At 69.8% G+C, this 19288-nt stretch carries 22 protein-coding genes and 1 riboswitch; of the genes, 8 read left to right on the forward strand and 14 right to left on the reverse strand.

All coding sequences use genetic code 11. From position 1 onward, the window contains the following. Positions 1-53: 53 nt before the first annotated feature. A complete protein-coding gene (locus ACIBEJ_RS44880) occupies positions 54-665 on the reverse strand; it encodes a hypothetical protein (protein ID WP_397189094.1) in 612 nt (203 codons plus the stop codon). Beyond that, a complete protein-coding gene (locus ACIBEJ_RS44885) occupies positions 662-1102 on the reverse strand; it encodes a winged helix-turn-helix transcriptional regulator (protein WP_397189095.1) in 441 nt (146 codons plus the stop codon). The genes ACIBEJ_RS44880 and ACIBEJ_RS44885 overlap by 4 nt, the downstream gene beginning before the upstream one ends. A 108-nt stretch (positions 1103-1210) precedes the next feature. Here ACIBEJ_RS44885 and ACIBEJ_RS44890 point away from each other — a divergent pair, with 108 nt between their 5' ends. Continuing rightward, the gene (locus tag ACIBEJ_RS44890; RefSeq protein WP_397189096.1) at positions 1211-1984 is read left to right on the forward strand and encodes an oxidoreductase; all 774 of its coding nucleotides are present in this window, start codon (positions 1211-1213) and stop codon (positions 1982-1984) included. A gap of 9 nt (positions 1985-1993) precedes the next feature. Here the strand turns inward: ACIBEJ_RS44890 and ACIBEJ_RS44895 are convergent, their stop codons facing one another. The 3 genes from ACIBEJ_RS44895 to ACIBEJ_RS44905 all read right to left on the reverse strand — a co-directional run bounded on the left by ACIBEJ_RS44895 (position 1994) and on the right by ACIBEJ_RS44905 (position 4989). Then, complete coding sequence (locus ACIBEJ_RS44895) at positions 1994-2476, reverse strand: pyridoxamine 5'-phosphate oxidase family protein (protein ID WP_397189097.1); 483 nt, start codon at positions 2474-2476, stop codon at positions 1994-1996. Between the two features lie 66 nt (positions 2477-2542). Next, entirely contained in the window at positions 2543-3715 is a 1173-nt protein-coding gene (locus ACIBEJ_RS44900; RefSeq protein ID WP_397189098.1) for an erythromycin esterase family protein, read from the reverse strand. Positions 3716-3795: 80 nt separating this feature from the next. Then, on the reverse strand, positions 3796-4989 hold the full coding sequence (locus ACIBEJ_RS44905; RefSeq protein ID WP_397189099.1) for an amino acid deaminase/aldolase: 1194 nt from the start codon (positions 4987-4989) through the stop codon (positions 3796-3798). A gap of 123 nt (positions 4990-5112) precedes the next feature. Between ACIBEJ_RS44905 and ACIBEJ_RS44910 the strand changes: the two genes are divergently transcribed. Together ACIBEJ_RS44910 and ACIBEJ_RS44915 are read left to right on the forward strand one after the other, a co-directional pair. Continuing rightward, a complete protein-coding gene (locus tag ACIBEJ_RS44910) occupies positions 5113-5715 on the forward strand; it encodes a DUF6286 domain-containing protein (RefSeq protein ID WP_397189100.1) in 603 nt (200 codons plus the stop codon). After that, positions 5715-6215 (forward strand): hypothetical protein, encoded by a 501-nt coding sequence (locus tag ACIBEJ_RS44915; protein ID WP_397189101.1) that lies wholly within the window; start codon positions 5715-5717, stop codon positions 6213-6215. The genes ACIBEJ_RS44910 and ACIBEJ_RS44915 overlap by 1 nt, the downstream gene beginning before the upstream one ends. A gap of 4 nt (positions 6216-6219) precedes the next feature. Here ACIBEJ_RS44915 and ACIBEJ_RS44920 read toward each other — a convergent pair whose 3' ends face one another. Together ACIBEJ_RS44920 and ACIBEJ_RS44925 are read right to left on the reverse strand one after the other, a co-directional pair. Next, positions 6220-6672, reverse strand: coding sequence for a GNAT family N-acetyltransferase (locus ACIBEJ_RS44920; protein WP_397189102.1), 453 nt, complete (start codon positions 6670-6672; stop codon positions 6220-6222). Between the two features lie 63 nt (positions 6673-6735). After that, positions 6736-7320 carry a TetR family transcriptional regulator gene (locus tag ACIBEJ_RS44925; RefSeq protein WP_397189103.1) on the reverse strand — a complete coding sequence of 195 codons (585 nt, stop codon included), beginning with the start codon at positions 7318-7320 and terminating at the stop codon, positions 6736-6738. 78 nt (positions 7321-7398) lie between these two features. On the opposite strand from ACIBEJ_RS44925, the gene ACIBEJ_RS44930 reads away from it, so the two are divergent. Beyond that, entirely contained in the window at positions 7399-7806 is a 408-nt protein-coding gene (locus ACIBEJ_RS44930; RefSeq protein WP_397189104.1) for a VOC family protein, read from the forward strand. Between the two features lie 221 nt (positions 7807-8027). On the opposite strand, the gene ACIBEJ_RS44935 is transcribed toward ACIBEJ_RS44930, so the two are convergent. Beyond that, entirely contained in the window at positions 8028-10427 is a 2400-nt protein-coding gene (locus ACIBEJ_RS44935) for a PKD domain-containing protein (RefSeq protein WP_397189105.1), read from the reverse strand. A 109-nt stretch (positions 10428-10536) separates the two neighbouring features. After that, positions 10537-10941 (reverse strand): winged helix-turn-helix transcriptional regulator, encoded by a 405-nt coding sequence (locus ACIBEJ_RS44940; protein WP_397189106.1) that lies wholly within the window; start codon positions 10939-10941, stop codon positions 10537-10539. Positions 10942-11037: 96 nt separating this feature from the next. On the opposite strand from ACIBEJ_RS44940, the gene ACIBEJ_RS44945 reads away from it, so the two are divergent. Further along, positions 11038-11856: an SDR family NAD(P)-dependent oxidoreductase gene (locus ACIBEJ_RS44945; protein ID WP_397189107.1), complete on the forward strand. Its 819-nt coding sequence runs from the start codon at positions 11038-11040 to the stop codon at positions 11854-11856. A gap of 204 nt (positions 11857-12060) precedes the next feature. Continuing rightward, entirely contained in the window at positions 12061-12270 is a 210-nt protein-coding gene (locus tag ACIBEJ_RS44950; protein WP_397189108.1) for a hypothetical protein, read from the forward strand. Between the two features lie 40 nt (positions 12271-12310). Here the strand turns inward: ACIBEJ_RS44950 and ACIBEJ_RS44955 are convergent, their stop codons facing one another. Continuing rightward, positions 12311-12646, reverse strand: a complete 336-nt coding sequence (locus tag ACIBEJ_RS44955) for an excisionase family DNA-binding protein (protein ID WP_397189197.1) — start codon at positions 12644-12646, stop codon at positions 12311-12313. A gap of 91 nt (positions 12647-12737) precedes the next feature. Here ACIBEJ_RS44955 and ACIBEJ_RS44960 point away from each other — a divergent pair, with 91 nt between their 5' ends. Both ACIBEJ_RS44960 and ACIBEJ_RS44965 read left to right on the forward strand, forming a co-directional pair. Continuing rightward, positions 12738-13244, forward strand: coding sequence for a hypothetical protein (locus tag ACIBEJ_RS44960; RefSeq protein ID WP_397189109.1), 507 nt, complete (start codon positions 12738-12740; stop codon positions 13242-13244). Positions 13245-13606: 362 nt separating this feature from the next. Beyond that, positions 13607-13879, forward strand: a complete 273-nt coding sequence (locus ACIBEJ_RS44965; RefSeq protein WP_397189110.1) for a MerR family transcriptional regulator — start codon at positions 13607-13609, stop codon at positions 13877-13879. Between the two features lie 480 nt (positions 13880-14359). Here ACIBEJ_RS44965 and ACIBEJ_RS44970 read toward each other — a convergent pair whose 3' ends face one another. The 4 genes from ACIBEJ_RS44970 to ACIBEJ_RS44985 all read right to left on the reverse strand — a co-directional run bounded on the left by ACIBEJ_RS44970 (position 14360) and on the right by ACIBEJ_RS44985 (position 19007). Continuing rightward, entirely contained in the window at positions 14360-15736 is a 1377-nt protein-coding gene (locus ACIBEJ_RS44970) for an L-serine ammonia-lyase (RefSeq protein ID WP_397189111.1), read from the reverse strand. Between the two features lie 66 nt (positions 15737-15802). Beyond that, entirely contained in the window at positions 15803-16192 is a 390-nt protein-coding gene (gene gcvH / locus ACIBEJ_RS44975) for a glycine cleavage system protein GcvH (RefSeq protein ID WP_397189112.1), read from the reverse strand. A gap of 34 nt (positions 16193-16226) precedes the next feature. Continuing rightward, entirely contained in the window at positions 16227-17318 is a 1092-nt protein-coding gene (gene gcvT, locus ACIBEJ_RS44980; RefSeq protein WP_397189113.1) for a glycine cleavage system aminomethyltransferase GcvT, read from the reverse strand. Positions 17319-17450: 132 nt separating this feature from the next. Next, positions 17451-17549, reverse strand: a riboswitch (glycine riboswitch). 27 nt (positions 17550-17576) lie between these two features. Continuing rightward, positions 17577-19007, reverse strand: coding sequence for a cation:proton antiporter (locus ACIBEJ_RS44985; protein ID WP_397189114.1), 1431 nt, complete (start codon positions 19005-19007; stop codon positions 17577-17579). Positions 19008-19288: the final 281 nt, after the last annotated feature.

Raw genomic sequence — 19288 nt, forward strand, 5'->3', positions numbered from 1 at the left:
GGCGACTTGAGGACGATGTCCTGGACGCTGACGCACCAGGGATCGCTGGGCGCTCAGAGGTAGTCGCGCCAGAACGGGACGGTGGCCTGGGGCGCCCAGTCTTCTGGAAGTTCAGGCCGGGGCACCTCGAATTGCCGGGTGATGTATTCGAGCAGGTCGGCCAAGTAGTAGATGATGTCCCTGCCCCACATCGACAGCACCGGGTGGCCGAACGTGCCGTGCCCCGCGGGCAGGAACCGGTGCGCGTAGACCGGAACCATCCTTGGCACCCCGGCGAGCTGCGACCGTGCCAGCTCCACCGCGGCCTCGCCGGAATCCGGCCGCTCACCCCAGGCGAAATCCCAGTGCCCGCGCCCGACGTCCTCGAGCAGGAAGTCGATCGGCCACTCGACCTGGTAGCGGAGCTCGGCGGGGTCACCGTTGCGGCAGTCGGGCCAAGGTCTTTCCCACGTGTAGGTGGTGTTCGGTTCCTCGACCCGAGGCTGGTTGACCGGTAGTCCGGCGGCGAGGAAGGCTCGGTGGTCGTCGGCGAACTCGAAGCCGTATTCGTGCTCGATGCGAGCGAACTCCGCGTCGGTCAGGCCATCCTCGATCACGCAGCAGTCCAGATGGACCAGGCGATCCGCGGCTTGTCTTCCGAGCCGGGCGCCTCCTGCGCTGATCATGTTCGAACTGTACCGCCACCGCCGCCGGCGGAGGGTTCGCGGTTGGCGAGGACCTCGTCCATGTGGGTCTGTGCCCAAGTTCTCAGGCCGCGGGTCAGGTGGTGGAGGGACAGGCCGAGGGCGGTCAGTTCGTAGGTGACGGTGACCGGGACGGTCGGGGTGGCGGTGCGGGTGAGCAGGCCGTCGCGTTCCAGGGAGCGGAGCGTCTGGGTCAGCATCTTCTGGCTGACCCCGGCCAGCACGCGGGAGAGCTCCGAGTAGCGCATCGCCGCGGGCCCCGCGCCGGGCCGGCTGTCGCCGCCCAGCGCGCACAGCACCAGGACGACCCACTTGTCCGAGATGCGGTCGAGCAGTGCCCGGCTCGGGCAGCCCGCCAGGAACGCGTTGTACTCCACCTTGGCCTGGGCCCGCTTCTGGGCCGCCTTCATCGTCGTCACCGATCCGCACCTCTCACCCGTGGGTGGGTTACGCACTTTCGAGTGCCTACTTCCTGGCAGGAAGTTTCTCTCCCATGCTGCTGCAGGGATACGACGAAAGGAAACCCGATGAGCACTCTTCCCGGCGGCACCTGGAAACTGGGCGACCTGTCCGTCACCCGGTTCGGGTACGGGGCCATGCGACTGGCCGGACCGGGGGTGATGGGGCCGCCTGCCGACAGGGACGGCGCGCTGGCCGTACTGCGTGCGGCGGTTGACCTCGGCATCACCCACATCGACACCAGCGACGCCTACGGACCGCGCGTCACCAACGAGCTGATCCGTGCGGCCCTGCACCCCTATCCGGACGGGCTGCTCGTCGCGACCAAGGTGGGCGCGACGCGCGACGAGCGGGGCGGCTGGCCGACGGCGAGGCGCCCGGAGGATCTGCGGCGGCAGGTCCATGACAACCTCAGGGCCCTCGGGCTCGACGCTCTCGGCCTGGTCAACCTGCGGCTCGGGGACGCCGAAGGTCCCAAGCCGGGCTCGGTCGCCGAGGCGTTCGAGACGCTGGCCGGGCTTCAGCGGGAGGGGCTGATCAGGCAGCTCGGGGTCAGTAACGCCACTGCGGAGCAGATCGCCGAGGCCCGGAGCATCGCGCCGATCGTGTGCGTGCAGAACATGTACAACCTGGCGCACCGGCACGACGACGAGCTCATCGACCGGCTCGCCCTCGACGGCATCGCCTACGTGCCCTTCTTTCCCCTCGGCGGGTCCACGCCGGTCCAGCCGTCGGCGCTGGCCTGGCTGCTGCGGCGCTCGCCGAACATCCTGCTCATCCCCGGCACGTCGTCGATCGCGCACCTGCGCGAGAACGTCGCGGCCGCCGGGCTCGCCGCTTGACGGCGCGGTTCAGCCACGCCGGCGGATCAGCTCCTCGACCGCGCTCGGCAGGGTCGTCTCGAAGTCGATCAGCTTCGCCCAGGTCGGGGTGACGACGATGCGGACCATGCCGTCGTAGAGCGAGCGGACCTCGGCCTCCCACTCGACCCGCTGCTCGGGCGTCATCTGGTAGGTGCCGTTCGTCTGGAGAAACTCCTCCGGGATGCCGTCCACGACGTCCAACTCGGCCCGGCCCCGGATGAACAGGATCTTGGGCGGGTGCACCTCGGTGTCGATGGTCAGGGCGACCACCGGGTTGGCGCGCAGGTGCCTGAGCTTCTCGGAGATCTTCGTCGTGCACATGACCACCTTCGAGCCGTTCCAGGTGAACGAGATCGGCAGCACGCGCGGCGTGCCGTCCTCGGCGACGTAGGCCAGGCGGGTCACGTCGCGGGCCAGAAGCTCCTGGCTGAGCGGGCGGTTCAGGATCTCGTCGATCTTCTGCTGCTGCACGGTGGTCTCCCGGTGTCGCGGGGCCGCGCCGGTCGCGGCCCCCCTTCACCTGGAGAGCGGAGCCGGTTACCAGTTCTCGACACCGGTGCGGTGCGCGGTTTTCCTGAGGAAGACGATGCCGTCGATCAGGCCGAGGTGGTCGGGGTCCAGCGGGATGTACGCGTGGTCGTGGGCGACCCGCCGCGCCGGCTCGGCGAGGGCGCCGGCCAGGCGGCGGGCGTCGACCAGGGAATGGTCCCAGGGCAGTTCGGACAGCGCGCCCTCGACGGTGTCCGGCGACGGTACGGCCTCGCCGATCGTGCCGAGCGCGATGGCCAGGAAGGCGTACCGGTCACCCAGGTACGCCTCGGCGACCGCCCCCGCGCTGTACCACTCCAGCGTCTGGTCGCCGAAGCTCATGCTCGCCCGGTTGCGCTGCAGATGGAGGTTGTGGGCGAAGACCAGGCACGGGCCGCGCTCGGCGATGGCGCGCAGGTTGGCGGCCATCATCGCGTCGCGCAGGCTCGACAGCCTGGTCCACCGCATCGGGGAGGCGTCGGCCAGCCAGTAGTGGTAGCGAAGCAGGCCGACGGCGGTCCGCGCGTACAACCTCGCCCGATCCCTGTCCTCCCGGCTCAGCCGCGGCGCCTGCGTGTCGAGCACCGCCACCAGGTCGTCGGCGATCAGCCGCAGCCGCTGGGCCTCCTCGGACCGGCCGATGGACTGCGCCGGATCCATGGCCGACGCCTCGTTCGACCACGGCTCGTCCTGGCCGAGCAGCGTGCCGAGGGTCTGCCGGGTGCAGGGGAGCGGCTCCTCCAGCAGGTCGTACAGGGCGGTGAGCGCCTGGCGCGGGCTCTCCGCCCAGTACTCCAGCGGCCCGTCGAACCCGAAGAACCGGATCTTCTCCGCGTTCTCCTCGTTGTACGCCCGCATCCACCGCACGAGTTCCCGGTTGGCCGGGAAGGCGCCGAAGCCGTGGCTGAAGCCGCGCTCCATGACCTCGTCGAGGGTGCCGACGCCCTTGGTGACGTAGTCGTCCACGACCAGGCCCCTCAGGCAGTCGCTTTCGAGCGCGATCGAGCGGTAGCCCTCGTGCTCGACCAGGTGCCGGAACATCTCGTTGCGCACCTGCGCCCCTTCCTCCACGCGGTGGGTGGGTTCGCCGAGGCCGAGCAGCGCGGGGCGGGTGGGCAGGGACCGGAGGAATGCGGAGATGCCCGCGCCGTCCAGAGGGCGCGCTGTGTCCTTGATGTCCATGCCTTCAACAGTATCGTTGAACACTCAGTTGATACTTTGGCGCGAAATACGCTGTCAACGCGACGATAACCCTCAAGTCGTCAGAGGAAGGTCTGGCCCTCGCCGCGGTAGGTGGGCGCCTGGCCGACGAGTTCGTCGCCGTCGACCAGGTGCAGGGCGTCGAAGCGTTCGCACAGTTCGCCCGCCTTGGCGTGCCGGAACCACACGCGGTCGCCGACCCGCAGGTCCTGGGCGGCCTGGCCGAGCAGCGGCGTCTGGACCTCGCCCGCGCCCTCGTCGGTGGCGTAGCGCAGGCCCGCGGGAAGGTACGGCTGGGGCAGGCGGCTGGGCCCCGCCGCGCCCGAGGCGGGATAGCCGCCGCCCAGGACCGTCACGATGTCGGGGGCCGGGCGCCGGACCACCGGCAGGGCGAACATCGCGGCGGGACGGCCGGAGAAGCCCCGGTAGAAGTCGAACAACCGGGGATGGAAGAGCCCCGACCCGGCCGCCACCTCCGTGATGGCCTTCTCCCTGACCGTGCGCTCGACGCTGCCGGTGCCGCCGCCGTTGACGAAGTCGAGGTCGGCGAAGCGGCGGACGGCGTTGACGATACGGCCCCGCCGGATGATCAGCTCGCGGGCCGAACGGTTCTGCATGAGGCGGACCAGACGGGTGTAGGCCGCGTTTCCCGGCGGGTCATCGCCCACGCCCGCGATCTGGGCCTCGTAGGCCAGCAGGCCGCTCAGCCGGAACCCGGGGCGCTTGGTGACGGCGGCGGCCAGTTCCGCGGCCTGCTCGGGCTCGCGGATCGTGGAGCGCAGCGCCCCGGCCCGGAACCTCCCGCTCAGGGCGACGAACGCGGCGTCGATGTCGACGCACACGCGGATCTCGTGCCGGGAGGCGACCCCGGCCACCGCGTCCTCGACGAGGTCCAGATGGACGACGGAGTCCACGGTCAGCACGATCTCGCGGGCGGCCGCGGCGTCGCCGGCCAGGCGGGCCAGCGCCTGCCTGTCGACGGTCGGATACGCCACCAGGATGTCCGTGAAACCCTTGCTCACCAGCCACAACGCCTCGGGCAGGGTGAAGGCCATGATGCCCTGGAAGCCGTCCATCGCCAGGACGCGTTCGAGCACCGCGCGCGATCGCACCGACTTGCTGGCCACCCTGATGGGCTTGCCGGCGGCCCGCCGCACCAGATCGGCGGCGTTGGCGCGCAGGGCCGCCAGGTCGAGGATCGCGAACGGGGGTTCGAGCGCGGCGGTGGCGCGGTCGTAGCGCCGGCGGTCGTCCATGGCTGCAGCGTAACCGGACATGAGCATGATTCGCATTCTTCGGAAGTCCCGTAATGATCCGGCAAACCGGCGGCGGGGAGGGCGACGGGCGGCTATGGGAGGCGTGTACCCATGGTCGATGTGATGACCACGCTCCAGCAGCGGCTGCCGGGCGCAGCCTCCCTCGCCCAGCCGGAGACTCCGCGCAAAAGGTTCACCCGGGCACTCAAGCCCGCCCGCACGCCCGCCGGGGTGACGCTCGCGCTGGCGTTGACCGCCGGGCTCGGGCTGACGGCCGCCGAACTGGTCGCGGCGCTGATGGGGACGCCGCTGGGGTGGGTTCCGCTGGATCGGGTGATCGCGGTGGCCGGCCGTACCACGTGGTGGGAGATCTCCTTCGCGGCGCTCGTGCCGGTGATCGGCGGCGCGGGGCTGCTGACGCTGGCGTTCCTGCCAGGACGTTCCCGGCTGGTGCCGGTCGAGACCGGCGATCCGCTGATCGTCATCGGCATCACCCGCGCCGGGCTGCGGCGCACGCTGCGCGCCGTCGCCCAGGAGGTGGACGGCGTCGCCCGCGCCCGCGTCCGGCTGCGCAAACGCGCGATCGAGGTGACCGTGACCACGGGCGCGGAGAGCTCGGGCACGATGCTCAGGCAGGTCGGCAGCGCGGTGGGCGACCGGCTGGCCGGTCTCGGCGCGATCTGCGCGGGCGAGGTCGTGGTACGGCTGCGCACCAGGGGGCTGTGATGCGCCAGTACTCCGGCAACCGGATCGGCCTGGCCGTCGTCGGCACGATCCTGCTCGCCGCCGGCGCCTACGCCTACCTGCGCGGCCAGAACCTGCTGCCCGGCCTGGCCCCGCGGGCGAAGGTCCTGCCGCCCGAGGCCGCCGCCTCCCTCGCCACGCAGCCGTGGATGCTCTGGCTGCTGGCGCTGATCCTGCTCGTGCTCGCGCTGGTGTCGCTGCGCTGGTTCCTGCTCAGCCTGGGCTGGGGTCGCCGGGGCGCGCGTTCCGGGACGGGCACCGCGATGTTGTGCGTGGGCCTGAAGGACGTCGAGGGCCTGAGCGGCGCGGCCGTACGCGTCGTCGGCGACTCCGAGCGGCTCAACGTCCACCTGGCCTGCCCCGCCTCGGCCGACGTCGGCGCGATCGCCACCAAGCTGGACCGCGAGATCGTCGGCCGCATCCGCCGCGAGGTCTGCGAGGACGACCGCGGCACCGTGGTCCGCCTGCACGTGCGCCGTTAGCGCGCTACGCCCGATAGTCGGGCGTGGTGAAGGTCCAGTGCGTGGACAGCCAGGCGGACACCGCCTCGTGCAGCGGTTCGTCCAGGTCGGCTCGGCCGGCCGTGACCCAGGAGGACACCTCGGCGTCGTGCCCGTCCTTCGTCGAGGGGTAGATGTAGACGCAGCCGATCACCTCGCCGGCCGGATCGAGCACCGTGTAGGTGAACCCGCGCCGCCGGGTGAAGTCGTTCGCGTGCCGCTCCAGGTCGGCGCGGTTCGCCTCCAGGCTCATGCCGTCCAGGGGCGGCCACTTCCCGTCGGGGAAGCCCGGGGTCGCGCGGATGTGCTCGATGCTGCCGGTCCACGCGGCGTGGTCGGCGGCGTTGTGCTGAGGTCCGAGTGGCTCCAGGCGGAAGCGCGGAGTGTCCAGGTGCTCGGGAACGGCGAAGTCGCCGGGGACGAAGGCGCGGTCGTTCATGAGAGCGAGGCTACGAGGCCGGGCTCACGGACCGCATCTGGATATGTCCCACCCCGGTACGCCTCACCGGGCGCGCAGCGATTCCAGCAACCGGGCCAGCGCCGCCCGCGTGTCGGCCAGATCGCCCGGCCCGCCGGCCGCGGCCAGCCACAGCGCCGCCTCGTTCATCGCGCCGGACAGCAGATGGGTCAGCGGCTCGACCGGCTGGCGCGCGATCACGCCCAGCTCGACCAGTTCGGTCAGCGCCTCGCCCAGGTGGCGTGCCGAGTTGTCCCTGTCCAGCCGCCGCCACTGCGCCCACCCGAGTACGGCGGGGCCGTCCACCAGCATGATGCGCTGCAGCAGGGGGTCGGTGCTGGCCGTCAGGAAAGCCTGACACCCGGCCACCAACTGCTCCCAGGGCTCGGTTCGCGCGTCGGCCGCCGCGACGACCCGCTCGGCCACCTCCTGCTGCACCTGTTCGAGCACGGCCTGGAACAGCTCGGACTTTCCGGCGAAGTGGTGGTACAGCGCGCCCTTGGTCACCCCGGCGGCGGCGACGATCTCGGCCAGCCCGACCGCCGCGTACCCGTGGTCGGCGAACAGCCGCCTGCTCTCGCGCAGCAGCGTCGCGCGGGTCTGCTCGCGTTGCTCGGCCCGGGTGGTCATGTCGGCCTCCAATTTGACATACCGATGGTATGCGAGCTAGCCTACCTGACATACTAGCGGTATGTGAAAGGAACCCTCATGAACGTCAGCAGCTTCTACCCCGTCATCGGCAGCTCCCGGCTGGCCGAGTCGCGCGACTTCTACGTGCGCCTGTTCGGTTTCGAGGTCACCTTCGAGGCCGACTGGTACGTCAGCCTGCGCCGGGATGCCTATGAGCTGGCCCTGCTCGACTATGACCACGCCACGGTGCCCGCCGCGTACCGCAGGCCCGCGCAGGGTGTCCTGCTCAACATCGAGGTGGACGACGTGGACGCCGAGTGGGAGCGCCTGGTGGTCCGGGAGGGGCTGAAGCCCGAGCTGGAGATCAGGACCGAGGACTTCGGCCAGCGCCACTTCATCGTCGCCGACCCCAACGGCATCCTGATCGACGTGATCACGAACACCCCGCCGTCGGAGGAGTTCGCCGGGGGATACGTGGCCGGATGACTGGCAAGTCTGGCCGCGGGGCCAGCGTAGGGGCCGGTTGAGAGGGGTACGTCCTGCGTTCCCCGATGAGGCGAGGAGACCCCGATGACCCCTGGTTGCGGCAACTGCAGTTGCTCGGACGCGATGTCCACCGGCACCCCTCCGCGCTGGCAGATCGTGCGCGTCGAGTAGCGGTCACGTCGCCCCCGCCCTTGCCGGCGGGCGGGGGCACGCCGGCGCGGTCAGCCCACGTTGACGTCGTTGAGCACGCTGACCTGGAACGCGATGGCCGCGGGCGTCGCGGCCGGGTCGAGACGCAACGCCTCCGCCCTGGCCATGGCCGCGGCGAACGTGGTCTCAGGGACCTGGTCGCCGTCGCCGTCCACGAGTTCGTCCAGGACGGGGTCGCCCTCGGCGAAGTTCAGCCAGGCCGTCAGCAACTGGGCGTCGAGCTGCCGGCGCGGGTCCGTGCCCCGCGGGGTCAGCACCCGGTACGCCCGCTCCCTGGTCGAGACGTCCACGACTTCTGAGAACACCCTGCTCATGTGCTCCACCGTGCGCAACATGCAGCCCGCCGCCACGCCGCCTCCCGGCCGGAAGCGCAGCGCCCAGAACGCCAGCAGCCTCGGCCCGCCGCCCGTCCCGGTGACGACCACGGTCGCCGTGTCCGCCGCCTGACCGCCGTCGTCGTCGGCCGACGTCACGCGCACGCCGTACACACAGGGCCGGGTCCACGTGTGGCGGGCGACGTCGCGCACGTCGCGCGGCCGCACGTCGGGGCTGGGGTCGGGGTCGGCGCCCGGCGGGTCGATCAGGTACGCGGTGCTCGTGCTCTCCCCGTCGCCCCACGTCCAGGTCACGGTCAGGTCGTCGCTGCCCGGATCGGTGCTGCGCGCCGCCCACTCCACCGCGGCGCCCGCGCGGGCCACGCGCGTGTCCGGCCCCGCGATCGCCGAGGCCGGCCCCTCGATCGCCGCGGTCGGCGCCGCGTTGGCCACCGTCACCGTCGCCGTGTCCCGGCCCGTGCGCCCGCCCTGGTCGGTGACGGTCAGCGTGGCCGTGAACGTGCCGTCGTCGCCGTAGACGTGCGCCGCCCGCGCGCCCGTGCCCGTCGTGCCGTCGCCGAAGTCCCAGGTGTAGGTGAGCGCGCTGGTCCCCGTCCCGCTGCCGGCGAACGTGATCGGCCCGCCCTCCACTCCTGTGTACGGTCCCCCTGCCTCGGCCTTCGGAGCCAGAGCCCGCTCGACCCGGTCACGGATCTCCACCGCGGCCTCACCGGAGATCTCCGGCGGGGTCGGGGAGTGGGCGCCGTCGGCGTAGTCGGGGTCGTCGCGGAAGTTGAAGTCGAGGTTCGCCCAGTCGTCGTGCCCGGTCAGCGTCTCGCCCGCGCTGGCGCGGCAGCCGGTGAAACCCAGGTTGTTGACGTCCACCGGGACCGTCCCGGCGTCCGTGGCGCCGTTCTCGTTCCAGTCGAGCGCGCCGTTGGCCCGCGCGCTGCTCAGGCCGCCCGCCCCGCCGTCCGCGCTCCAGAACGTGAAGTCCGTGCCGCCGTCACCGACGCCCGCCGACTCCACCAGCGCGCCCTCGTTGAGCCCGGTCAGCACGCGGCGGGAGTAGTCCAGCCGGTTCGGTCCCGTCACCTGCGGGATCAGCACGGTCTGGAAGGCGTAGCCCATGACGCTGATGTAGTTCGGCTTGCAGTTGATGTCGTCCGCGCCGCCGTGGCGCAGGCCCAGGTTGTGGCCGAACTCGTGCATGAGCGTGCCCGCTTGCTCCCTGACGGTGCCGACGTGGTGGCCCGAGGCGTCCACCCCCCAGGGCGCGCCGCCGAGCGTCACGATCACGTCGTTGCCGTGGATCTCGGCCCGCCCTGAGGAGGTGTCGCCGTCGCGTTCGTGCCCGAAGAGCACATAGTGGTAGACCTTGCGTTTGGCGTCGAGCGTCTGCGGCCTGCCCCGCTGGGCGACGGTCCCGAACGCGCCGGCCTTGATCGTGTCGAACTCCGACCACGTGGTCACGTCGTTCTCGTGGGCGAGTCGCTCGTCCTGGTCGATGTGCAGGGTGATGCCGGTGCTGCCGTCCGGGTTCGGCACCGGGGCGGCGGCGAACGCGGCGACGACGTCCTGCCGCGCGGCGGGCAGCAGAGCGTGGCCGGTCATGTGGTCCAGCTCCATGTAGATGTCCTTGCGGCGGGGGTTGGCGCCGGCCAGCGTGAGGTCCGCGACGCCGTCGCCGTTCGCGTCCACGCCCGAGGTCTCCCAGGCGTCGAGGATGCCGTCCTGGTCGGTGTCGCCGCTGACGGTGAGCGTCATCGTGCAGGAGGCCAGGACGGTGGAGCCGGTCCGCGACGAGGTGATCTCGATCGTGATGTCGTCCGTCGTGAGCGGCGTGGACGGGGCCGTCAGGTGCGCGTTCACGTTGACGCCGGTGCCGCCGCCCACGGTTCTGGTGAGATAGGCGTGGCGGGCGCCGTAGAAGTCGTTGTCGAGCATCACCGCGGTGAACGTGGCCTCGGGGTCGCCGCCGCCGGGGTTGCGGAAGCTGAAGTCGAGCGCGAACGTCTCACCTGGAGCCAGGGTCGGGTGCCGCGCACCGAACCCGCAACTCGCGGTCGGCGCCGCTGCCCTTTGACCGGGATTCACCCCTTGCCGGGCATTCACCCCATGACCGGGATTCGCCCCGACAAGCCCCGCTGCCAGGAGCAGCACCAAGGTCGTTTTCACGCCAAAGAAGATCACCTTCCAAAGATCATCAGAAACCCCGCATCGGGGAATGATTCCGGTGCTTCGCCCGTGACTCGTTGATTTCCGGCTCGTGCCGGATCGCCCAGTCGGCCAGCGCGGACAGCGGTTCGAGCAGCGTCCGGCCCAGTGGGGTCAGGCTGTACTCGACACTGGGCGGCACCGTGGGGAACACCTCCCTGCGCACCAGCCCGTCCACCTCCAGGTTGCGCAGCGTCCGGGTCAGCATGCGCTGGCTGATGCCCTCGACCGCGCGGTGCAACTGGTTGTAGCGCTGCGGCCCCTTCCCCAGCAGCGCCACCAGCAGGAGGCTCCAGCGGTCGCCCATGCGCCGGAACACGTCGCCGACCGGGCACGCCTCCAGCTCTTCCAGGGGCACCGGCCGCGGAAGCTCGTACGTCTGGATGGAGGGCACACGCGTGTTCGTACCTGACATCAAACTGCCTTCTTCCGGCCTACGGCGCGCGCGCCGCACGATGGTCCTCGCTGAAGCCTACGGAGGAGAAACACCGTGCCCAAGACCGTGATCATCAGTGGCGGCACCGACGGCATGGGCCGCGCGAGCGCCCTGGAACGGCTGGCGCGCGGCGACCGCGTCATCGTGATCGGCAGCAACCCGGCGAAGGGACAGGCGCTCCGCACCCAGGCCGGAGGCGGCGACCTGCGCTTCGTCCAGGCCGACCTGTCCTCGATCGCCGAGGTCGAGCGGGTCGTCGCCGTCATCGCTGAATCCTGCGACTCCGTGGACGCGCTGACCCTGTTCGCCAACCGGGTCAGCCCGCGGCGGCGGGAGAGCGCGGAGGGCCTGGAGTACACCTTCGCCCTGTACTACCTGAGCCGCTACCTGCTCAGCCACCGCCTGATCCCACTCCTCGACGCCGCCCCGGCCCCGGTGATCGTCAACGTCGCCGGGGTGGGCAACACGGCCGGCCGTATCGTCTGGGACGACCCCCAACTGACCCGCCGCTACGGCCGGATCCGCGCCCAGCTCCAGGCCGGACGGGCCAACGACCTGCTCGGCGTGGCCTTCGCCGACACCGCCGGAAGCAAGGCCCGCTACGTCCTCTACCACCCGGGCTTCACCCGCAGCGGCACCGGTGGACACGAGAATCCGCTGATCAGAGGCTCCCTCAAGGTGCTCGCCCGCCTCTTCGCCCGTCCGGTGGCGGAGGCGGTGCGGCCGATCGTGGACTGGATCGACCACCCTCCGGAGGCGGCGCTGTCCGCCTTCGATCGGGGGCGGGTGGTCGATCCCACCCTGAAAACCCTGGACCCTTTGGCGGCTGGGCGGCTGGCGGCGTACACCGAGGACCTGCTCCAACGAACGTGAACGCCCACGGCGCCTCTAGGACCGTCTGTGCCTGCACGTGATGAGCTCGCAGATTGAACGAGATCCACAGATGGGCGTCGGGGCGTGTCGTGCGTTGACCACCGGATGATGATCGGCGAACTGGGCGTCAGATATGACGATCCAGGGCACAAGATCGTGTTATCTTCCTGAATTCCCGTGGCGGCAGACAGATCTGGGGCAGCGATGTTCACGTACGAGTTCGGCCTGGTCGAGTGGCTGTGGGACACGAACGCCATCAGAGTCAACCTGCCCGGTGGCGACGAACGCGTGTTGTCCGGCAGCTACGACGAGGTGGTCTCGGTGTTGTCCGAACTCGGTAGCCAGGGGTGGGACGTGGCCACGTGCGCGGCCCAGAGCAACTGGCTGTTCTGGACTCTTCGGCGCCAGCGCTGACAGGTGCCCATCACGCCTCGGCTTCACCCCGCACGGATGTTCAGCCGCCCAACTCCTGCCCGAGAGCGCTGAGCCGACTGGCGCGACGCTTGTACTCCTGAAGGTCTTCACAGGCGATTCGCCGACGCCTGCCTACCAGCCGGAAGGGGATCTTTCCGGACTCCAGGAGCTTGATCAGAAAGAGGCGGGAGACGTTCAGCACGTCGGCTGCTTCCTGGGTGGTCAGCTCAGCACGCGATGGTACGACCACGCGATTCGGCACCCCATCTCGCAGTAAACGGAAATCGGATAGTCGGTTTACGCCCGTTGTCACTGGGTGTCTATTAAGTTGGTCAGCGCGCAAATGATCTGCGGCCAGGATGCCACGGCACGCCACGCCTGGGATGCGCTTTCCAACGGACGGCAACCAATGTCTGAGGTGTGAGATGGGCAGACGCAAGCATCAACGTCCCTGGGATCCACCCTGGGTGAAGATCGCTGGACTTGTCGTCGCGGTTGTCTCCCTGCTCATCGCCGGATTGAGCCTCATCAACGGCGGCGACAAGGGTCAAGGTTCGAGGGTTAACCCGCCCGTGCCGTCGCCTCATCATCAACCCGGCGAAGCGGTCACCCAAGTAGTTCCGGAGGTTGCCGATTCTCAAATTAAGGCAGTCCCATTACCGTTTGTCGGGACGTGGGTAGGTCTGGTGGACGATGAGGACCTCGATACCCCTTTTCCAGTAGAGATCCAGATCCAGAAAGGTGGACTCGGCCAGACGGTAGGAAAGGTCAAATATGAGACATTTGATTGCAGGGGCGTCATCAGGCTTTATGAAGTCTCATCACGTGAATTGTCTGTCCAGGAAAGGATTGCGGACGGTGATCACTCCTGTGACGAAGATCTTGTCATCCTGGAGTACCGACCCAACGGAACCCTCCACTACAGCTACAACGACGGCGAGGCGCGCGGAACGCTGAGCAAGAAGACTGGTTGAGACCACCGCGAAGACCGAACCCCTCTTGACCCTGACCCTCCGTCAGGGGTCGAGCACCGACTCCATGTCAACCAGATACGACAGATCGGTCCTGAAGTCCGACCTCCAGGCCATCCACGCCAAAGCGTCCCCGGCCTGCTCGCAGCGGCCCACACCGGCCGAGAACACCCGGCAACGACCCCAAGCTCCCAACCCCCGCACCCAACGGGCTAAACCGACTTCCCCGACAGCTCAGACCCGGTCGAAACGCCCGAACGGAACCTCACGGCCGCCGACGCGGCAGGCGACCTCATCACCACCCTCCAGGACCTCGTCAGGTTTGACGCCATGGCCCACCTGATGTGCGACGGGCGGATGGACGGGTGCTCACCATCGGCCAGCTCGCCGCCCACGCCGGAGTGACGGTACGCGCCGTCCGCCACTACCACCACCTCGGCCTGCTGGCCGAGCCGGAGCGGGACGCATCCGGATATCGTCAGTACGGCGCCGCCGCGGTCGTCGACCTGATCCGGATCAAGACCCTGGCCGAAGCCGGGGTCCCCCTCACCCGGACCGACGAACTCCTGCACGCCGAGCCCGGCCACTTCGCCGAAGCCATCACCGAGATCGACTTCTTGGATGGCGCCACTTGGTGATCGTATCCCTGTGAGCCCTCGTTACCGATGGCCGCCAGGGCGCCGCTGGGGCAGTTGACGGCTGCATTATCCACAGCACACGCTCAGGGGCGGAGGCCCGGCTCGCGTGCGCGATTTTGACGTCGGCGAACGCCATCTGTTCCGCATGTTGTCCGGCAGTTACGACGGCAGTCGCATCTGCCCGCAATCCACGCGGCTCGTACGGTCCGCCAATGGCCTCTTGGTAGGACTTGATCAACCGGCGGGCGTTGCGGTGCGCGCAGGGCCGCCGAAGCCACATCCTCAGGCAGCCTCAACGCAGGCGCAACAGCAGGACCTCGGCCACGTGGGGAGCGCGAGGGTTCTCCCTCGCCCGGGGTGTGGGGCAGAGCCCCACAGTCACAGCCCGACCCCAATGCGCGAAGCGCCCAATAGGGAGGACCTTTGCCAGTCAGCCCTGAACTCTGAAGCGCGAAGCGCGGCTTGTGAAGACCTTGTCTGTCAGCACTCGATCACGTTGACGGCCAGGCCGCCTCGGGATGTCTCCTTGTACTTGTCCAGCATGTCTCGGCCTGTGTCGCGCATCGTCTTGATGGCCTTGTCCAGGCTGACGAAGTGGCGGCCGTCGCCTCGCAGGGCTATGCGGGCCGCCGTGATGGCCTTGATGCTGGCCACCGCGTTCCGTTCGATGCACGGGATCTGGACCAACCCGCCGATCGGGTCGCAGGTCAACCCAAGGTTGTGCTCAATGCCGATCTCTGCGGCGTTCTCCACCTGCTCGGGGGTGCCGCCCAGGACCTCGGTCAGGCCCGCCGCGGCCATCGAGCACGCTGAGCCGACCTCGCCCTGGCAGCCCACCTCCGCACCCGAGATCGACGCGTTCTCCTTGAACAGGACGCCGACCGCGGCGGCCGTCAGCAAGAAGCGGACCACTCCCTCATCATCCGCCTGCGGGACAAAGCGCGTGTAATACGTAAGAACCGCAGGGATGATGCCCGCCGCGCCGTTCGTCGGGGCTGTCACGATGCGGCCTCCTGCCGCGTTCTCCTCGTTCACGGCCAAGGCGAACAGCGACACCCAGTCCATCGTCTGCAGCGGGTCCTTCTCCGGGGATTCGCTGCACAACCGGCGGTGGAGCTGGTGGGCGCGGCGCCGTACCTTCAGACCGCCGGGCAGTACGCCCTCCTTGCTGATCCCGCGCCGCACGCACTCGGCCATCACGCGCCAAAGGTTGAGGATGCCCTCGCGGATCTCCTGCTCGCTGCGCCCGAACGCCTTCTCGTTCTCCAGCATGAGCCCGGAGATCGACAGGCCGGTGTTGTGGCAGTGCTTCAGGAGCTCTTCCGCCGTGGTGAACGGATACGGCAGGACGGTGTCGTCGGGCTTGATGCGGTCGGCGCCGGTGGCGTTCTCGTCGACGACGAAGCCGCCGCCCACGGAGAAGTACACCTTTTCGCGGAGTTTCTCCCCGTCCGAGGCGAAGGCGGTGAAGCGCATGCCGTTCGGGTGCTCGGGCAGGCTGATCTTGCGTTCGAAGACCAGGTCCTCGCCCACGACGAACGGGATCTCGCGCTCGCCGTAGAGACGCACGGTGCCGGCGGCGCGCATGGCGGCGAGGCGTTCGTCGACGGTGTCGACGTCCACGAGTTCCGGCTTCTCGCCGGACAGGCCGAGCAGTACGGCCTTGTCACTGCCGTGACCCTTGCCGGTCAGGCCGAGGGAACCGTAGAGGATGGCCTCGACCCGGGCGGTCCGCTCCAGGAGGCCGTCTTCGTGCAGGCCGCGGGCGAACTTGTGCGCGGCTGCCATCGGGCCGCCGGTGTGCGAGCTCGACGGGCCGATTCCGATCTTGAAGAGGTCGAAGACGCTGATCGCCATTGATGCGTCCTTCCGCAACAGGGGGGAGGGCGGTGCCGGGGCCCGGTGGCGGACCCCGGCGGGTGGTCAGGAGTCGCCGGAGGTGAGTGCTCCGTACTCCTCGGCCGAGAGAAGGTCCTCCGGGTCGCCTTGGAGGCGGATCCGGAACATCCAGCCCTCGCCGTAGGGCTCGCTGTTGACGAGCGAGGGGTCGTCCACGACGGCCTGGTTCACCTCGGTGACCTCGCCGCCGACCGGCGCGTAGATCTCGCTCACCGACTTGGTCGACTCGACCTCGCCGATGGAGTCGCCGGCCTCGACGTTCGAGCCCGCCTCGGGAAGCTGCACGAAGACGACGTCACCCAGGGCCTCGGCCGCGAAGGCCGTGATGCCGACGGTCACGGTGAGGCCGTCGTCGAGACCGGCCACCCATTCGTGCTCCTTGGTGTAGCTCAGCTCGTCAGGGATGCTGCTCACTTACGTCCTCCTGCTGGTTACTGATTCTCGCCCGTCACGAACGGGCGCTGCGCTTGTAGAAGGGCAATGGGACGAGGTCCATGCCTTCTTGGCTGCCCCGGATGTCCACGGCCACGCCTTCGCTGACACCAGTGTCCACGTAGGCCATCGCGATGGGCTTACCCAGGGTCTGGGAAGGGGCCCCGCTGGTGACCTCGCCGACCACGGCGCCGTCCTTGGTCACCGGGTACCCGTGGCGGGGGACCCGGCGCCCGTGCGCGACCAGTCCGACCAGGCGCCGCCGCGGCGGGTCGTCCTTGACCGCCTCCAGCGCCGCCCTGCCGACGAAGTCACCGGGCTTGTCGAATTTCACCACTCTGCCCAGGCCCGCGTCGAACGGGGTGAGCGCGGTGGACAGCTCGTTGCCGTAGAGCGGCATGCCGGCCTCGAGACGCAGCGTGTCGCGCGAGGACAGTCCGGCCGGCATCAGCCCGTACGGCTCGCCCGCCTTGACCAGCGCGTGCCACAGCGGCACCGCGTCCTCGTTGGCGACGAACAGCTCGAAGCCGTCCTCGCCGGTGTAGCCGGTGCGGGCGATGAGGGCCTGGGCGCCGGCGACCACGCCGGGCAGCCCCGCGTAGTACTTGAGCCCCTCAAGGTCGGCGTCGGTGAGCGTGGAGAGGATCTCCTGGGCGCGCGGACCCTGCACGGCGACGAGCGCCCACTGCTCGGACTGGTCGTCCACGGCGGCGTCGAACCCGGCGGCGCGCGCGGTCAGCTCGCGGGCCACGAGGAGGTAGTTGGAGGCGTTGGCCACGACCATGAAGCGGTCCTCGGCGAGCCGGTAGACGATCAGGTCGTCGAGGACGCCGCCGTCCTCACCGACGATCATCGTGTAGCGGGCCCGGCCGGGGACGAGCGCCGAGAGGTGGCCGACGAGCGCGTAGTCGAGGGCCTCGCCGGCCTGCGGGCCGGTCAGGAAGATCTCGCCCATGTGCGAGAGGTCGAACAGTCCGGCGGCGGTGCGCACGGCGTTGTGCTCGGCGGACTCGCTGCCGTAGCGCAGCGGCATCAGCCAGCCGGCGAAGTCGGTCAGCGTCGCGCCGAGACTCTCGTGAACGTCTCGCAACGGTGTCGGTCGGGACATTGGTCTTCGCACCTCAGGGCAGGGTCGGATGCCAGCATCCTCCCCCTCTGTCATCGATGCCTGAGAGCTTCGCCCGGGTTTTGCCGGACTTTCACCTTCGGCGAGGCCCGGAGGCCTGCTTTCCAGAGGCACCTCGCCCGAGCGGTCCTTTGCCTTGAGAGGTTCGCGGGGAGGGCTTGCTCCTTCAGGGGCTCTGACCGGATTGTCAGAACGCTCTCCCGCACGGGTTCACCGGTGTCTTGGTCCAGCCTAGTGCCGTCACGGGGGTGTTGTCGCGTGTGGATCGCGCAGATCGATCTCTTCTGTGAGCTTGTGAAGGGTCGTGGCGCCGATGCGGCCCTCTGTGTACATCTGGCCGAGCGTCTCGCGTTGCGCCCTGGCGAGCTCGTCGCGCAGGTCATGGGGCGCGCGGGTGTGCGCCTCGACCGCGAGCAACTGCCGCTGCGCCCACAGCGTGCCGGTGTCGAGCCGGTGGGAGATCTGGTCGAGTCTGCGCATCGCCGCCGCGGCCGCCGCCTGCCGCGCCCGCGCCTCCTCCGGCGCCGCCAAACCCCCACTCTCCGGTACGGCGGAGCGGCACGTGAGCAGGGCGAACCCGCTGACCAGCACCACCGAGGCGGCGGCGAAGATCAACGCGTCCTGGGCGGGCAGCGCCGGGATGGCCAGTGCGATGGCCAGCGTCGAGGCCCCCCGGGTGCCGCCCAATGTCACGGCCCGCACGTTGCGCCGGTCCACGGCCAGCGCGAACGCCAGCCGTACCAGAAAGGTGGCGCCCAGCAGGGCGGCGGTCACGAGCAGGACCGTCGCGATCGGCAGGCCGGAGTGCGCGGCGCCCAGGTCGCGGAGCTGGAGCCCGAGCAGGACCGCGAGCGTCCCGCCGAGCAGGAACGTCAGGACCTGCCAGGTGATCCGCTCGGTGGCCCGTGCGGGGGTGTGGAAGAGGCGGCCGCGCGCGCCGACGTAGAAGCCGGCGGCGGTGACGGCGAGCGGGCCGGACAGTCCGAGCTTGCTCGCGCTGACCTCGGCGACGAACGGCGTGGCCAGCGAGAGCACGATCAGCGTGCCCGAGTCGGCCAGGCGGCGGCGCAGGTGCACGACGGCCCAGCCGATCGCGAGGCCGGCCAGCGCGCCGCCGGCGATCGCGCCGGCCAGTTGGAGCGCGGCCACGGAGACGGTTTCGGGGCGTTTGAGCTGTTCCAGGCCGATGGCCAGCAGGACGACCGCGACGCCCTCGTTGATCAGGCTCTCCCCGCGCAGCACGGTGAGCACGCGTTCCGGCGCGCCGAGCCGGTCCAGGACGAGCGCCTGAGTGGGTGCGAGGGCGGCGCCGACGGTCAGCGCGGCGCCCCAGGGCAGGCCGGGGAGCAGCAGGTGCGCGACGAGGGTGACGGCGCCGGCGGTGGCCAGGGTGAGGCCGACGCCCAGCAGCATGATCGGCCGCCAGGCGGCGCGCGACTCGCGGGGCGCGCTGCGCGAGGTGGCGTGGTGGTAGAGCAGGGGCGGGATGAGCAGGGTCAGGACGACGTAGGGGTCCATGGACACGACCGGCACCCAGGGCAGGATGCCCACGAGCATGCCGAGCAGCACGAGGAACGGCAGGGGCGGCAGCCGCCACCTGGTGCTGAGAAAGCGGGCCAGCACGATGGAGACGGCGACGAGCGCGGCGATGATCACCAGGTCGCTGGACAAAAGCTCGGGCTCCCTCCTGAGGGGGACGGGTTCCGGACAACGGTGGCGAGCCTAAGGGGGAAGTGTCCGGAAATGTCCGAGCTTGGAGGGTGGGGTGATCAGTGTTTGCCGAGAGGTTCAGGTGTCCCGCGTGTCGCTTGCCCTGCCTTTAGCGGGTCTTTCATCGCACACGACGCGGCCGGCCGTCCCCCCGGATGAACGGCCGGCCACGAGGTGTGGCCGGGAACCTGGCACACCCCAGCGGTTCCCGGCCACGTCTGTACGACCGGCGCCTGGCGGGA

This window comes from Nonomuraea sp. NPDC050790 (assembly GCF_044456745.1).
In the GTDB taxonomy this organism is placed as follows: Bacteria; Actinomycetota; Actinomycetes; order Streptosporangiales; family Streptosporangiaceae; genus Nonomuraea.

Coding starts and splice junctions, on each gene's coding strand:
- ACIBEJ_RS44880 (WP_397189094.1), bottom strand. CDS start 665: ATGATCAGCGCAGGAGGCGCCCGGCTCGGAAGACAAGCCGCGGATCGC.
- ACIBEJ_RS44890 (WP_397189096.1), top strand. CDS start 1,211: ATGAGCACTCTTCCCGGCGGCACCTGGAAACTGGGCGACCTGTCCGTC.
- ACIBEJ_RS44900 (WP_397189098.1), bottom strand. CDS start 3,715: ATGGACATCAAGGACACAGCGCGCCCTCTGGACGGCGCGGGCATCTCC.
- ACIBEJ_RS44905 (WP_397189099.1), bottom strand. CDS start 4,989: ATGGACGACCGCCGGCGCTACGACCGCGCCACCGCCGCGCTCGAACCC.
- ACIBEJ_RS44910 (WP_397189100.1), top strand. CDS start 5,113: ATGACCACGCTCCAGCAGCGGCTGCCGGGCGCAGCCTCCCTCGCCCAG.
- ACIBEJ_RS44915 (WP_397189101.1), top strand. CDS start 5,715: ATGCGCCAGTACTCCGGCAACCGGATCGGCCTGGCCGTCGTCGGCACG.
- ACIBEJ_RS44920 (WP_397189102.1), bottom strand. CDS start 6,672: ATGAACGACCGCGCCTTCGTCCCCGGCGACTTCGCCGTTCCCGAGCAC.
- ACIBEJ_RS44925 (WP_397189103.1), bottom strand. CDS start 7,320: ATGACCACCCGGGCCGAGCAACGCGAGCAGACCCGCGCGACGCTGCTG.
- ACIBEJ_RS44930 (WP_397189104.1), top strand. CDS start 7,399: ATGAACGTCAGCAGCTTCTACCCCGTCATCGGCAGCTCCCGGCTGGCC.
- ACIBEJ_RS44950 (WP_397189108.1), top strand. CDS start 12,061: ATGTTCACGTACGAGTTCGGCCTGGTCGAGTGGCTGTGGGACACGAAC.
- ACIBEJ_RS44970 (WP_397189111.1), bottom strand. CDS start 15,736: ATGGCGATCAGCGTCTTCGACCTCTTCAAGATCGGAATCGGCCCGTCG.
- gcvT (WP_397189113.1), bottom strand. CDS start 17,318: ATGTCCCGACCGACACCGTTGCGAGACGTTCACGAGAGTCTCGGCGCG.